Source organism: Jannaschia sp. L-14R (genome assembly GCF_056857695.1).
Genome location: NZ_JBSXNP010000004.1, coordinates 1 through 14,565 on the forward strand (window position 1 = coordinate 1; position 14,565 = coordinate 14,565).

General features: G+C 61.6%; 14 protein-coding genes. 8 read left to right on the forward strand and 6 right to left on the reverse strand.

Going from position 1 to position 14,565, the window contains the following annotated elements; genetic code table 11:
- The 5 genes from AC13C2_RS00245 to iolD all read right to left on the reverse strand — a co-directional run.
- A partial coding sequence (locus tag AC13C2_RS00245) for a class II fructose-bisphosphate aldolase (protein ID WP_482885556.1) occupies positions 1-701 on the reverse strand: 701 nt, incomplete at its 3' end.
- Complete coding sequence (locus AC13C2_RS00250; RefSeq protein WP_092765286.1) at positions 698-1,540, reverse strand: 5-deoxy-glucuronate isomerase; 843 nt, start codon at positions 1,538-1,540, stop codon at positions 698-700. The genes AC13C2_RS00250 and AC13C2_RS00245, both read right to left, overlap by 4 nt.
- A gap of 5 nt (positions 1,541-1,545) precedes the next feature.
- The gene (gene iolC, locus AC13C2_RS00255; RefSeq protein ID WP_482885557.1) at positions 1,546-2,508 is read right to left on the reverse strand and encodes a 5-dehydro-2-deoxygluconokinase; all 963 of its coding nucleotides are present in this window, start codon (positions 2,506-2,508) and stop codon (positions 1,546-1,548) included.
- Positions 2,505-3,344, reverse strand: a complete 840-nt coding sequence (locus tag AC13C2_RS00260; RefSeq protein ID WP_482885558.1) for a phytanoyl-CoA dioxygenase family protein — start codon at positions 3,342-3,344, stop codon at positions 2,505-2,507. The genes iolC and AC13C2_RS00260 overlap by 4 nt, the downstream gene beginning before the upstream one ends.
- On the reverse strand, positions 3,341-5,206 hold the full coding sequence (gene iolD, locus AC13C2_RS00265) for a 3D-(3,5/4)-trihydroxycyclohexane-1,2-dione acylhydrolase (decyclizing) (protein ID WP_482885559.1): 1,866 nt from the start codon (positions 5,204-5,206) through the stop codon (positions 3,341-3,343). Before iolD ends, AC13C2_RS00260 begins: the two co-directional genes overlap by 4 nt.
- A 99-nt stretch (positions 5,207-5,305) precedes the next feature.
- Here iolD and AC13C2_RS00270 point away from each other — a divergent pair, with 99 nt between their 5' ends.
- From AC13C2_RS00270 to AC13C2_RS00280, 3 genes are read left to right on the forward strand one after another with little or no spacing between them, the layout of a single operon-like run.
- Positions 5,306-6,412 carry a Gfo/Idh/MocA family protein gene (locus AC13C2_RS00270; RefSeq protein ID WP_482885560.1) on the forward strand — a complete coding sequence of 369 codons (1,107 nt, stop codon included), beginning with the start codon at positions 5,306-5,308 and terminating at the stop codon, positions 6,410-6,412.
- Positions 6,413-6,422: 10 nt separating this feature from the next.
- On the forward strand, positions 6,423-7,313 hold the full coding sequence (locus AC13C2_RS00275; protein WP_482885561.1) for a sugar phosphate isomerase/epimerase family protein: 891 nt from the start codon (positions 6,423-6,425) through the stop codon (positions 7,311-7,313).
- Position 7,314: 1 nt separating this feature from the next.
- Positions 7,315-8,472, forward strand: coding sequence for a Gfo/Idh/MocA family protein (locus AC13C2_RS00280; RefSeq protein WP_482885562.1), 1,158 nt, complete (start codon positions 7,315-7,317; stop codon positions 8,470-8,472).
- On the opposite strand, the gene AC13C2_RS00285 is transcribed toward AC13C2_RS00280, so the two are convergent.
- Positions 8,469-9,470 (reverse strand): LacI family DNA-binding transcriptional regulator, encoded by a 1,002-nt coding sequence (locus AC13C2_RS00285; RefSeq protein ID WP_482885563.1) that lies wholly within the window; start codon positions 9,468-9,470, stop codon positions 8,469-8,471. The genes AC13C2_RS00280 and AC13C2_RS00285 overlap by 4 nt on opposite strands.
- Positions 9,471-9,657: 187 nt before the next feature.
- On the opposite strand from AC13C2_RS00285, the gene AC13C2_RS00290 reads away from it, so the two are divergent.
- The 5 genes from AC13C2_RS00290 (at position 9,658) to AC13C2_RS00310 (ending at position 14,555) form a co-directional block, all read left to right on the forward strand.
- Positions 9,658-10,689, forward strand: coding sequence for a LacI family DNA-binding transcriptional regulator (locus AC13C2_RS00290; RefSeq protein ID WP_482885564.1), 1,032 nt, complete (start codon positions 9,658-9,660; stop codon positions 10,687-10,689).
- A gap of 132 nt (positions 10,690-10,821) precedes the next feature.
- Entirely contained in the window at positions 10,822-11,616 is a 795-nt protein-coding gene (locus tag AC13C2_RS00295) for a TIM barrel protein (RefSeq protein ID WP_482885565.1), read from the forward strand.
- Between the two features lie 81 nt (positions 11,617-11,697).
- Entirely contained in the window at positions 11,698-12,642 is a 945-nt protein-coding gene (locus tag AC13C2_RS00300; RefSeq protein ID WP_092765306.1) for a sugar ABC transporter substrate-binding protein, read from the forward strand.
- Between the two features lie 58 nt (positions 12,643-12,700).
- Positions 12,701-13,777: an ABC transporter permease gene (locus AC13C2_RS00305; RefSeq protein ID WP_092765308.1), complete on the forward strand. Its 1,077-nt coding sequence runs from the start codon at positions 12,701-12,703 to the stop codon at positions 13,775-13,777.
- A 4-nt stretch (positions 13,778-13,781) separates the two neighbouring features.
- Positions 13,782-14,555, forward strand: a complete 774-nt coding sequence (locus AC13C2_RS00310) for an ATP-binding cassette domain-containing protein (protein WP_092765309.1) — start codon at positions 13,782-13,784, stop codon at positions 14,553-14,555.
- Positions 14,556-14,565 lie beyond the last annotated feature (10 nt).

Genomic DNA, 14,565 nt, shown 5'->3' on the forward strand with positions numbered 1-14,565 from the left:
AAGACCTGACGCAATTCTGTCCCGATGTTGAATTTGCAAATTGACGAACTGCGCGCCAGTGCGGCCCGTTGCCCGTGCGGCACACCCGACCCGCCGTGGATGACCAGCGGGACGGAGGTGACAGCCTCGATCGCGCGGATGCGGGCTTCGTCCAGTCCATTGCCCGCACCGGTCTGCAAGTGCATGTTGCCGACGGAAATCGCCATGGCGTCAACGCCGGTTTCGCGGGCGAACTCTGCGGCTTCGCCGGGGTCGGTCCCCTTGCTCTCGGCACCTGCGGCATAGCCGACGAACCCGATTTCGCCCTCGCAACTGACACCCGCGGCATGGGCCATGTCAGCAATGGCACGGGTCCGGTCGATGTTGTCGGCCAGCGACAGTTTCGACCCGTCGAACATGACGGAGGTGAACCCAGCATCAATCGCGGCGGCACAATCGGATTCTTCGTATCCGTGATCCAGATGAACCACGACGGGCACGTCGACGTCGGCCGCCAGCGACCGGAACATCGCGCCCAGAACGGGCAGGGGGGTATGCGCGCGACAGCCTGGCCCGGCTTGCAGGATGATCGGCACACCCAATGTCTGCGCGGCGGCGGTATAGGCGCGCGCATCCTCCCACCCCAGACAGACGACACCGGCGATGGCGCGGCCATCCCGAAGCGCGGGTTGCAGCACGTCGGACAGGGGAACGAGGGTCATTTGAACTTGGCCACCATATCCATGATGCCCGGAATCGTATGCAGTTGTTCGGCGTGCGTCGGCTGGAAGTATTGCTTCAGCGACCGCTGGCTGAGTCCGCCGAGGATGGTGAAGTAGTACATTTCATAGCCGGGCAGAACGGCGCAGGGATGATACCCCTTGTCGAGACAGATCGTGGAGCCATCCATGATATGATAGGCATCGCCGGGCTTGTTATCTTCGCGTTGCAGCATCTGCACGCCCGAGCCGTAGTTCGGTTTGAAGCGAAAGTTATAGGTCTCGTCGTGCCGCGTCTCGTCGGGCAGGCGGTCGGTGTCGTGCTTGTGGCTGGGAAAACCGGACCAGCCGCCCTGACCGACGGTGAACAGTTCCGACACCAGCAACCGACCAACACGGTCATGGTATTGCGCGCCCAGGATATGCGCGATGCGGCGATGGGTCTTGGTGTCGTCACTGCCATATTGCACCTTGTCAAGATCCTTGGTTCGGACGGCGAAAGGCTTTAGCGTGTCGGCGAATTTGGCGCCTGCAATGAAGACTTCGGCGGTGGCACTGCGACAGGTGATTTGCGCGCCCGTATCGGTCGGGACATAGACACCTTCGGGGTCGCCATCGAAGACATCGCCGGTGCGGACACCGATATCCTTGTAGGTCTCGCCGCCGGTTTCGATGGTCACCGTGCCGGTCGCAGGCACGATGCAGGTCTCGTATCCGGGAACGCGATATTCGAAGGTCTCGCCCTGATTCAGCTTGACGATATTGAAGTAGTTCAGCGGAACCGTCGCATTGTCGACGTCGACGATCGGCTTGTTGTGATTGTCATGGGGGGGGATGTGCATCGGGGCTACTCCGTGGGTCCGGGGTGATTGGCCAGAAAGGCCTCGAGTTCGAGTGTGGTCGGCATGGCGGGGGCGCAGCCAACGCGGGCAACGACCATCGCGGCGCTGGCCGACCCGCGCAGGACGGCCGATTTCACGTCGTGGCCGTTGGCCAGACCGGCGATGAACCCGCCCATGAAACTGTCGCCCGCGCCGGTGGGTTTCAGGGCATCTGTGCGATAGATGCCGGTGCGGATTTCGTCACCGTCATGGAAGGTGATCGCGCCCTTCTCGCCCATCTTGTAGACGATCAGTTTGCCCTGTTCCGCCAGCGTTCGAGCCTTTTCGAGACCCTTTTCATAGTCGCCGGCCATAAATCCGAATTCGACGTCATTCCCGATGATGACGTCGCATAGGTCGCCCGCGCGGCTTAGCACGTCGGAGGCAATCTGCGGGCTTGTCCAGGAATAGGGGCGGTAGTCGATATCGAAGATCAGCGGGATGTCTGCGCTTCGCGCCAGATCAAAGGCGCGAAAGGCTGCGGTGCGGCTGGGATCGGCGGCAAAGACCGTGCCGGTGGTGATCAGGGCGCTGCGGCCCGAATACCGCGCTGCCTCTACATCAGCGACCGTCATCTCGAAGTCTGCGGCGCCGTTGCGATAGATGACCGATTGGTGGTCCTCCATCCGGGTTTCGACCACAGCGAGCGAGTTGCGTGCTTCGCCGCCCACGGGTTTGACACAGGTGCGGTCGACACCGTAGCGGTCCAGCTGGTTGATGGCGAACCGTCCGATTGCATCGTCGCTGACACGGGTCACCAGGGCGGCCTTGCAGCCCTGTTTGACCAGCGCGACGCCGATATTCGCGCTGCTTCCGCCCAGGCAGGACACGAAGCTTTCGGCGTCTTCGGTGCGGGTACCGGGCGGGTCGGGGTAGAAATCCATACCCGCGCGCCCGACGATCAGGAAATCCCTGTCCGACAGGTTCATTTTAGCCCTTCCGCATTAACGGCATCGGCGGTGTCGAGAACTTCGGGATAAGGATAGTCGAACCCCAACAGCTGACGCAGTTCAGGGGAAGCGGTGTCGAGAAGTTCGCGGGGCAGGGCGGCGGGCATATCTTCCAGCGGTTTGACCCACTTGGGCAGATAGTTCGTCAGAACCGCACAGCGTTCATGGTCGGAACGGTTCGGCATCGCGCAATGCCAGGCGGCGCCAAAAAACAGCACAGTGTCACCCGGTTCACCCAGCATGCGTTTGGCTTTGCCGTGAAAATCATCCTTCGGCCCCGGATATCGCAGATGTTTCTGCGTGCCGGGCACATAGGCGGTCGCGCCCGACGCCTCGGTGAACGGATCGAGGATCACGGTGACCTGCGCGTTCATCGGAAAACTGGCGTTCAGGCCGATGGGATGCGTTTCCGGCGCATGGAAATCCCAATAGGGATAATCGACATGCGGTTCCTGACCCGGCCCGCCCGGCAGGATGCGGTTGGCCGCGATGGAGCCCATTATGAATCCGGTGCCGAGGAATTTCGACAGGACTTTCATCAAGACCGGGTGCGTGGCCATACGGGCAAACACGTCGCCCTTGGCCAAGAGGTTCCAGACCCGTCGTTGCAGGGCCAGCTGGCCATCCTTGGCGGCGGCCCCCTGAAAATGCGTGACCTTGGCCGCATCGTTGTTGGAATGTTCGAGGATGATGCGTCGGGCCTCGGCAATATCCTCGGGTGCAAACAGGCCTTTGAACATCACGGCCCCGCCGCCGTTTAACAATTCGTCGACAATGGCGTCTGGATCGGCTGCATCGGCTTTGTAGGTTTTCATATGCCTTTCCTCTGTCGCTTGGTGCGCGTGGCTTCCACATCCTTGTGCGCGGCAGTGACGGACCTGGTTTCCGAAATTTCGGGCGTTCCGATCTCCCACCAGGCGTGCCCCTCAGACGTCCAGCCATCATAGGGATCGACCTGCATGACGATGACGGTGGTATGGGCAGAGGCCTTGGCACGGGTGAAGGCATCGGCCAGTTCGCCCGCGTTAGAGACGGTTTCGGCATGTGCGCCCATGGCTTTGGCGTGGGATTCGAAATCGACACGAACCTGGCGGGTGGCGGTCGGTGTATCCGCGATCAGGTTGTTGAAACTGTCCTGCCCTGTGTTGTTCTGCAACTTGTTGATGACCGCGAAACCGCCGTTGTCGAGTACCAGAACGATCAGTTTCTTTTCGGTCAGGACGGCGGAATAGAGGTCAGAGTTCAGCATCAGATAGCTGCCGTCGCCGGTCAGCACGACGGTGTCGCTGTCGGGCTCGTCCTCGGCCTGCGCGATGCGCGCGCCCCAGCCGCCCGCGATTTCGTAACCCATGCAGGAGAAGCCGAATTCCACATCTACGGTGCCCGCCTTCAGGGTGCGCCAGTTGGCGGTAACTTCGGCGGGAAGCCCCCCGGCGGCGGCGACGACGCGGTCGGACGGGGCCATCAGCGCATTTATCGTGCCAATGGCCTGGGTATAGGAGTTCGGGCGGTTGCCGGGTGTCACGTTCTCGGCGCGGTAATCGTTCCATTTTGCGCGCTCGGCCTTGGCCTTTGCGGTCCATTCCGCGGGCGTTTTGTGATTACCGAGAGCGTCGCCGACAGCATTCAGTCCCAACTTTGCATCGCCTACGACCATCGTGGCCAGATGCTTGGCCGCATCGTGACGCCCGACGTTGAGCGTCAGCAATCTGGCATCGCGCGCAAAGGCGGTCCAGCTGCCGGTCGTGAAGTCCTGCAAGCGGGTGCCGACGGCGAAGATCACGTCGGCGTTTTCCGCCGTCCAGTTGGCCGAGTTCGATCCGGTGACGCCGACCGGACCGATGTTCAGCGGATGATCGTCCAGAAGATTTGCCCGGCCGGCAATTGTCTCTAATACCGGGATATCATGATTTTCGGCGAAACGCGTCAGCTCGGACACAGCCCCGGAATACTGCACGCCTCCGCCGGCAATGATGACTGGACGTTCAGCGGATTTCAGGATTGCGGCAGCCTCGGAGATTTCGACCGTATCGGGCATCTGTCGGCGAATGCGATGTGTCCGATTGTCAAAGAAAGCCTTTGGATAATCCCAGGCCCAGCCCTGCACATCCTGCGGCAGGCCCAGAAACGCCGGGCCGCAATCGGCGGGGTCCAGCATGGTCGCCAGAGCGGCAGGCAGCGATTGCAGGATCTGCGCCGGATGGGTGATGCGGTCCCAGAACCGGGTGACAGCCTTGAAGGCATCGTTCACGCCCAGTGCCGGATTGCCGAAATGTTCAAGTTGTTGCAGCACCGGGTCGGGCAGGCGGGTCAGGAAGGTATCGCCGCAAAGCATCAGCATCGGCAGACGGTTTGCGTGGGCCAGTGCTGCGGCGGTCAGCAGATTTGCTGTGCCGGGGCCAGCGCTTGCGGTGCAGAACATGAAGCGGCGGCGCAGATGATATTTGGCATAGCCGGCAGCGGCGAACCCCATGCTGGTTTCATTCTGACCGCGATAGAGCGGCAGTTGATCGCGCACCGGATACAGCGCCTCGCCCAGACAGGGCACGTTGCCATGACCGAAGATGCCGAAGCCACCGCCGCAGATGCGCGTCCGGGTTCCGTCGATGTCGATATGTTGCGCCAGAAGCCAACGCACGATGGCCTGTGCCACCGTAAGGCGGATCGTTTCTGTCATTGCGGCATTCCTCCCGGTGAAAAGCGCTTGCACGTTTTCGAATCCCAGAATACGGATATTGCAACCGGTTGCAATTGCTAATCGGGAACCGGGGGGACTATGCGCGATATCGGCATTGGCATCATTGGCGGAGGCTATATGGGCAAAGCCCATGCGGTGGCGATGTCTGCCGTCGGCCCTGTGTTCGAGACGGTTTTGCGTCCGAGACTCGTCATGGTCTGTGCCACATCCGACGCTTCGGCAGAGCGGTATCGCGCGGCCTATGGGTTTGCGCGGGCGACATCGGACTGGCGCAAGCTGGTCGCCGACCCGGAGGTCGAAGCGATCATCATCGCCTCACCTCAATCCACTCATCGGGAGATCGCCGAAGCCGCCTTCGCACGCGGTCTGCCGGTGTTCTGCGAAAAGCCGCTGGGTGAAAACGCCGCCGACAGTGCCGTTATGGTCATGGCGGCAGAAGCGGCGAATGCCATCAACATGACCGGCTTCAACTACGTTCGCACCCCCGCGACGCAAGAGGCGATCCGACTGGTCAGATCCGGAGCGCTTGGCAGGATCACCTGGTTTCGTGGAGAGCATACCGAGGATTTCCTGTCCGATCCGGATGCCCCCGCCTATTGGCGGACCGAAGGCCGGGCGTCGGGCACGATGGGTGATCTGGCCCCGCACCCGATCAATTGCGCGCTGGCGCTGATGGGGCCGATCAAGTCACTGATGGCACAGATAGAGACGATTCATGATACCCGCCCCGGCCCGGATGGCCCGGTTCAGGTGACGAACGACGACCATGCCCAGATGATGTTGCGCTTTGCAAATGGCGTCATGGGTCAGCTCTACGTCAGTCGCACGGCGACGGGGCGCAAGATGGGATACGGTTATGAGATCCACGGGACGAAAGGCACGATCCGATTCGATCAGGAAGATCAGAACGCATTGCACGTATATTACGCCGATGGCCCCGAGGCAGGGCGCGGATTCACCAAAATCCTGACCGGCCCGGCACATCCGAACTATGCCGCCTTCTGTCAGGGACCGGGGCACGGCACGGGATATCAGGATCAGATCATCATCGAGGCGCGGGATTTCCTGCACGCCATCGAAACGAATACGAACATTTTCCCGACTTTCCGCGACGGGATGGAGGTCAACCGGGTGGTCGAAGCTGCCTGGACCTCTTCGGAGCAGCGGCAATGGGTCGATTTGTGAGGGCCAGATCATGACGATACGTATCGGCAATGCGCCGTGTTCCTGGGGCGTCGAATTCGCCCGCGACCCCCGTAATCCGACCTGGCAGCACGTTTTGAAGGAATGTGCCGAAGCCGGATACAAGGGGATCGAACTGGGGCCGGTGGGGTTCATGCCCGAAGACCCCGTCATTTTGGCCGAGGGTCTGGCGAAACACGATATGACGCTGATCGGGGGCGTCGTGTTCCGGGCATTCCACGACCCCGCACAATGGGACGACGTGATGGATGGCGCCATCCGGACTTGCAAGGCGCTGGTCGCGCATGGCGCGAAGCATCTGGTGCTGATCGACAGTATCTCGCCGCGTCGGGCACCGACCGCCGGGCGCGCGTCCGAGGCGGAGCAGATGGACAAGGATGAATGGGCGGCCTTCCGCGATCGCATCGCCACGGTGGCGAAGATCGGGGCGGAGGAGTATGGTCTGACCGTCGGCATCCACGCCCATGCCGCGGGGTTCATAGATTTCGAACCCGAGCTGGAGCGTTTGCTGGATGAAGTTCCTGAAGACATCCTGAAGATCTGCTTCGACACAGGGCATCATTCCTATGCCGGTTATGATCCGGTGGCTTTCATGAAGCGGCACATCGAACGCATCAGCTACATGCACTTCAAGGACATCGACCCGAAGGTGAAGGCCGATGTCGTCGCCAGACGGACTGATTTCTACAGGGCCTGCGGGCAGGGGATTTTCTGCAATCTGGGGCAGGGCGATGTGGATTTCCCGGCTGTTCGCCAAATCTTGCTGGACGAGGGGTTTGATGGATGGTGCACGGTTGAACAGGACTGCGATCCGACACTGAACCCTGACACTCTGGGCGACGCGACTGCGAACCGTGAATACCTGCAATCGATCGGATTCTAAGATGGTGAAACTGAACTGGGGCATGGTCGGCGGCGGCGAAGGCAGCCAGATCGGGCCGGCGCATCGTCTGGGGGCGGGTCTGGACGGGGAATTTGCCTTCGTTGCCGGCGCGCTGGATCACAGGCCAGACCAGGGCCGGGACTATGGCCAGAGACTGGGGCTGGACGCCGACCGCGCCTATGGGTCGTGGCAGGATATGCTGGCGGGCGAAAAGGATCGCCCGGATCGCGTCGATCTGGTCACTGTCGCCACGCCGAACGCCACCCATTTCGAAATCACCAGGGCGTTCCTGGAAAACGGCTTTCACGTGCTGTGTGAAAAGCCGATGACCATGACCGTCGCCGAAGGCGAAGAGCTGGTGCATCTGGCCAATCACACTGGCAGAATCTGCGCCGTGAACTATGGCTACTCCGGTTATTCGCTTGTGCGACACATGCGGGCGATGGTGGCGCGGGGCGATATCGGCAAGGTTCGTGTCGTGGTGGCCGAATTTGCCCACGGCCACCATGCCGACGCGACTGACGCCGACAATCCACGTGTCCGCTGGCGCTACGATCCGGCCCAGGCGGGGGTCAGCGCGCAGTTTGCGGATTGCGGCATTCACGCCATGCACATGGCAAGTTTCGTGACCGGGCAAGAGGTCGAAAGGCTCTCTGCCGATATCGTGTCCGGCATTCCGGTGCGCACGCTGGAAGACGACGCGATGGTCAACTTCCGGATGGACGGTGGCGCAGTGGGGCGGCTCTGGACTTCGTCGATTGCGATTGGTCGGCAGCACGGGTTGGCCATACAGGTATTCGGCGAAACCGGTGGGTTGCGCTGGTCGCAGGAACAGCCGAACCAGTTGTATTACATGCCTCTGGGTCAGCGATTGCAGGTGATCGAACGTGGCGAAGGCAACCTCTCGCCCGAGGCTGACCGGACCAGTCGCGTCACAGTGGGCCACGCGGAAGGTATGCCGCTGGCTTTCGGCAATATCTACACCGATCTGGCCGAGGCGATCCGAGCGCGCAAGGATGGGCGCACTATGGACCCGGCGGCAAATCTGTATCCACGGGCCGAAGACGGTCTGCGGTCGATGGCGGCGGTCTTTGCAGTGGCGGAATCGGGCAAGGCCGATGGAGCCTGGGTCGATGCGCGACCACCCATGTTCCGCTAACGCCGGGGCAGGGGGCGCAATGTCCCCCGCTCGGTCACCCGGCAGGGGAACAGGCGCGCTTCGGGCAGGCGGTCGGGGTCTTCCACCGACAGGACGGCCAGTTCGATCGAGGCGTCGATGATTTCGGCGATGGGTTGACGGATCGTGGTCAGGTTGATGTTCTCCCAGCCTGCCATTTCCATGTCGTTCAACCCGATCACGCCGACGTCGCCGGGCACCGACAGGCCCGCGTCCGACAGGGCCGACAACACCCCGATGGAAAGCACGTCGTCGCCGCAGAAATACGCTTCGGCCGGGGGACCATCGGCGAGCAGGCGCTGCATTTCCAATCGACCCGCACCGAAGGAGTAGGTCAGGGCAAAACTGGTCGAGAGCGGAGTGTCGACGGGCAGGGCCATCCGAAACCCGGCCATCCGGTCCTGCGTCGAGGTGGCGGATTCCGGGCCACCAAGGAAAGCGATCTTACGATAACCCCGGTCCAGCAGTGTGCGTGCGGCCATCCGTCCGCTGTCCACATTGTCGATGCCGACGACGTGGGTTTCGGGTCTGTCGGTCCAGCGCCCGAAGGAGTGCACGACCGGCAAACCGGCGGCCCGGAACGCGCCTGCAAAGCTGGGGGGCAGGGTGGAGGAGGCGACGATCACCCCATCCACCGAATACTGCCGCAGCATCCGCACCGAAGCTTCGGGATCAGTTTCGCCGGACAGGTTGACCAGAAGGGGGCGCAGGCCGCGCTCCTGCAATCCGCGGGTGAACCGGTCGAAGACTTCAAGGAAGATCGGGTTGTGAAAGTTCGAAACGACAAGCCCGATCAGCTTGGTGCGCCCGGTTGACAGGGCAGAGGCAAGGGCCGAAGGGGCATAGCCCAGATCGGCGGCGGCGCGTTCGACCTTGGCGCGGGTTTTCGGACTGACCGAGGCGCCTTCGGTGAATGTTCGCGACACGGCAGAGCGACTCACTCCGGCGCGCAGGGCGACATCCTTCAGCGTGATCGGCATGTTTTGCCCCCTGTTTTCCGGCCCTGATTCTCTGTTGTCGGGGGCGAAATTGCAATCGGTTGCAAATTTTCCAATTCTACGGTGCCGAAATGACGGAAAAATAAGACTTGTTCTGTCTAAACAAATCAGAAAACATCACTGAGCAGCATAGAATGATGTGAAACCATCATGATTCCGAGAGGCCATGATGTCCAATCGTCCGACCATCAATGACCTGGCTCGCGCTGCCGGGGTCAGCACCGCGACCGTGGATCGTGTGCTGAATGGACGCGCGTCAGTGCGCGCTGAGACGGCGCGGCGCGTCTATGAGGCTGCACAGTCAATCGGCTATCATGCCGCCGCATTGATCGGACACCGGGTGCATTCTGACCTGCCGCGCCTGACCATCGGATTCGTGTTGAGCAAGGAGCGGCACTCTTTCTCGCAGGCCTTCAAACGGGCTGCGGAACAGGCGGCAATTCACGCGCCGGATATCCGGGGGCGCGCAATCGTCGAGTTTTCGCCGACCCAGCAGCCCGCCGATTTCGCCCGGCTTATGGAAGGCTTTGCAGGTCGGGTCGATGCCGTCGCGGCGGTCGCCGTGAACCATGTCGAAGTGACGACCGCGATCGAGCGTCTGCACGCACAGGGTATTCCCTGTTTTGCTTTGTGCAACGACTTCGGCCAGGGTACGCGCGACAGTTATATCGGTCTGAATAATATGAAAATAGGGCGAATGGCGGCGCATATGGTGACGACTGCTGCACGCACCAGCGGCAAGCTGGCAATGTTCGTGGGCGGTCACCGCTGGCATGGACACGAGCTGCGCGAAACCGGGTTCCGCAGCTATCAGCGGGAGTTCGCGCCGGAGTTCACCATTCTGGATACGCTGGTCAATCTGGAGACCCGGCAACTGACCTACGAGGCAACGCTGGACCTGTTGTCGCGGCATCCTGATCTGCGCGGCATCTATTGCGCCGGAGGTGGAATGGAGGGGGCGATCGCGGCCCTGCGCGAAGCTCGTCAACCGCGTGAGGTGGCGCTGGTCGTGAACGAACTGACCCCCGAAAGCCGGTCAGCATTGGCGGACCGATATGTGGAGATGGTGATCGGCACACCGCTCAATACGATCTGTCGCAATCTTTTCACCCTGGCCCATCAGGCGCACACATCCGAAGGGGTGCCACTGCCGGGGCAGACCTTCCTGCGACCAGACATCCACATGCCGGAATCGATTTGAATGATGGAGTTGTTGCAAGGCAGCGCCCCATGTCCCTCATTGATGATGGGAAAACCGGCCTGCCATTGACCCGGCGTTAGTCCCTCTCGCACAGTTGGCGGGCGATGCGAGGATCGCGGAGGAGGTCAGTCGTTGGAGTTCGCGCTCAACCACATGAGTGTCGCCCGGATGGGTTTTGCCGGGCTGTTGCGCGCCGCATCCGAATTGGGGTGCATCGGGGTGGAGGTTCGCACTGATCTGCCGGGGCCCTTGTTTGACGGGATGTCCGCCGGGGACGCAGGAGCGCTGGCCCGCGATGCCGGGTTGCGTCTTCTGGCGCTGGCCGAGGTGTCAGCGTTCGACGACTGGACATCTGATCGCCGGGCACAGGCACAGATTCTGATGCAGACAGCGGCGGAGGCCGGGGCTGAAGCCATTGCCTTGATCCCGCGATGCGACGGCGGCACCGGCGATCTGGTCATGGCACTGCGTGATCTGATGCCTATGCTGGCGGATCACGGGTTGACCGGCCTGGTCGAGCCCTTGGGGTTCAGCGCATCGTCGCTTCGCCTGAAACGCGCCGCTTTGGACGCGATAGACACTCTGGACGCATCCGCTACGTTGCGGCTGGTCCACGACACGTTCCACCATCACCTGTCGGGCGAACCGGATGTTTTCGCTGCGCAAACCGGCATCGTTCACATTTCCGGCGTGACGGACCCCGACGTGCAGACATCCGAAATGACCGATGCGCATCGCGGGTTGATCGATGGTGCCGACCGGCTGGGAAATCTGGATCAGATCGAACGGTTGCTGACGGCAGGATATACCGGGCCGTTTTCGTTCGAGGCGTTTTCGCCAGACTTTCACGCGCTGCCCGATCCGGTCGGCGCATTAAGACAATCAATGGAATTCATCCGAACGCGAGGGTCGGCACAGGCCGCCTGAAACCGACGGATCGAACCCCGATCAACGGGGCTCCGGCCAAAAGAAACGGGTGCACCGGACACTCACCAGGGAGGAAACAAGATGACAAAGACCCTTATCGTGGCCGGTGTGGCCGCATTGATGACCACCAGCGCGATGGCCCAGAGCATCGGCGTGTCGATGGCGCGCTTTGACGACAACTTTCTGACGACCCTGCGCACCGGCATGGAGGACCACGCTGCTACGCTGGACGGTGTCGATATTCAGGTCGAGGACGCGCAGGACGACGTCGCGGCACAGCTGGACCAGATTAACAACTTCATCGCCAGCGGTGTCGACGCCATCGTGGTCAACGCGGTCGACACCAACGCCGTCGACGCCATGTCCAAGGCCGCCGAAGATGCCGGCGTGCCCCTGGTCTATGTCAATCGGGAGCCTGCGAACGTCGACAGCCTGCCGGACAATCAGGCGTTTGTCGCGTCGAACGAGATCGAATCCGGCACCCTCGCCGCGTTCGAGGCCTGCAAGATGCTGCGGTCGATGGGTTATGCCGGGGGCGCCAAGGGCTACATGCTGATGGGCCAGTTGTCGAACCAGGCGGCCGTGCAGCGCTCCAAGGATGTCGAGGACATCATCGGCATCGACATGTGCAACTTCATCACGCTGATCGACAAGCAGACCGCCAACTGGTCACGTGACGAAGCCTCGGACCTGATGACAAACTTCATCTCGGCGGGCGACGAGTTTCAGGTCGTCTTCGCCAACAACGATGAGATGGCCCTCGGCGCGATCCAGGCCCTGAAGGCTGCGGATTACGACATGGCCGACATCGTGGTGGTCGGTGTCGATGCGACGCAGGATGCGTTGCAGGCGCTGCAGGCCGGTGATCTGGACGCGACGGTGTTCCAGGATGCCGCCGGTCAGGGTGCGGGTGCAATCGACGCGGCACTGGCCCTGGCCAATGGCGAGGACGTCGACCAGAAGGTCTATATTCCGTTCCAGCTGGTGACAGAAGCCAACGTGGATGACTTCACCTCCAAGAACTGATCCGAGCACGGGCCGGGACATGCGTTCCGGCCCTACTTTACCCACGAGGAGCGAACAGATGGCCGAGACGTCCCATGGAACCGGGGGTCTGACCTTCGATGCCAAGAAGCGATCCTGGCCGAACGAGGCAAATGTCTTCATCGCTCTTATCCTGATCCTTCTGGCCTTCGAGGCTTTGGGAATGACATTCAGGGATCAGTCTTTCCTGTTCGATTTCAACGAAGCGCGCGACGGCACGATCCTGAACATGGCGCGGATCAAGATCATCATCCTTCAGGTTTCCATCGTCGGGATCATCGCGCTCGGCGCGACGCAGGTGATTATTTCCGGCGGCATTGACCTGTCCGCAGGGTCGGTTGTCGGACTGACCGCAATGGTGACAATGTCCTTTGCGCAGACCGGCATGGTCAACGGCAACCCCAACCCCAAGTCGCTGTTCGGGCCTGAATGGATGGACCTCCCGGTTATCCTGCCGGTGCTGTTGGGCCTGATCGTCGGGATCGGTGCGGGCATGATCAATGGTCTGCTAATCGCCTTCACGCGTATTCCGCCCTTCATCGCCACACTGGGCATGATGGTCGCGGCGCGCGGCGCGGCGCAGTGGTGGTCGCGGGGACAGCCGGTGTCCTTCCCGACCGAAAGTTTCGCGGCCATCGGCGACGGTATGATGCCGGTCGTCTGGTTCGCCGGTCTGGCGATCCTGTTCCACCTGATCTTGAAATACACGGTCTATGGCAAGCACACCTACGCCATCGGCTCGAATGAGGACGCGGCCCGGATGTCGGGCATCAAGGTCGCCCGGCACAAGACACTGGTCTATGCGATCGCGGGCGCTCTGGCCGGGTTTTCGGCCATCGTTCTGGCGTCCAAGAACCTGACGGCGCAGACCGGCATGGGCCTGATGTACGAGTTGGATGCCATCGCCATGGCGGTGATCGGGGGCGTGTCGCTGTCGGGCGGGCGCGGATCGATCATCGGCACCTGTATCGGCGCGCTGATCTTCGGCGTCATCATCTCGGGTTTCACGTTCCTGCGGCTGGACGCCTATTATCAGGAAATGGTCAAGGGCGTGATCATCGTCGGGGCCGTCGTGCTCGATCAATGGCGCCAGCAACGCGCTTCGTTGAAGGGATAGGATCATGAGCGATATCATTCTGGAAACGCAGGATCTGACCAAGCACTACGGCGGGGTGCATGCCCTGACCGGCGCGAATTTCACGCTGCGCGCCGGAGAACACGTCGCGATCATGGGCGACAACGGGGCTGGTAAATCCACCTTCGTGCGACAGCTGACCGGGGTGGAGGTTCCGACCCGCGGCAAGCTGATCTTCGACGGCAAGGAGCGGCATTTCGAAAACCCGATGGACGCGCGGGATGCAGGGATCGAGACGGTATTTCAGACGCTGGCGCTGGCCGATGACCTGAACGTGCCCGACAACCTGTTTCTGGGACGCGAGATCTTCAAGATCAGGCTGGGGCCGTTCTCGATCCTGGACTATAAGGCGATGCGCGAAGCGACCATTGCGGGTCTGGAAAAGACCGCCGTGAAGATTCCCAACATCAACAACACGATCCGCAATATGTCGGGCGGTCAGCGGCAATGCGTTGCCATCGCACGCACCGCGACCTTCCATTCCAAGCTGACCATCATGGACGAGCCGACGGCGGCGCTCGGCGTGCAGGAAACCGCGCAGGTCGAAAATATCATCCGCACCTTGAAAGAAGCGGGCGAGCCGCTGATCCTGATCTCGCACAATATGCGGCAGGTGATGGATCTGTGCGACCGGATCGTTGTGTTCCGCCGCGGGCGCATGGTTGCCAACCTTGCCAAGGGCGACACCGACGGGCAGGACGTGGTGGCCTATATTACCGGCGCAAAGACGCAGCCGGAATACAATTTCGAAGTTTCCTGAAAGACATGCC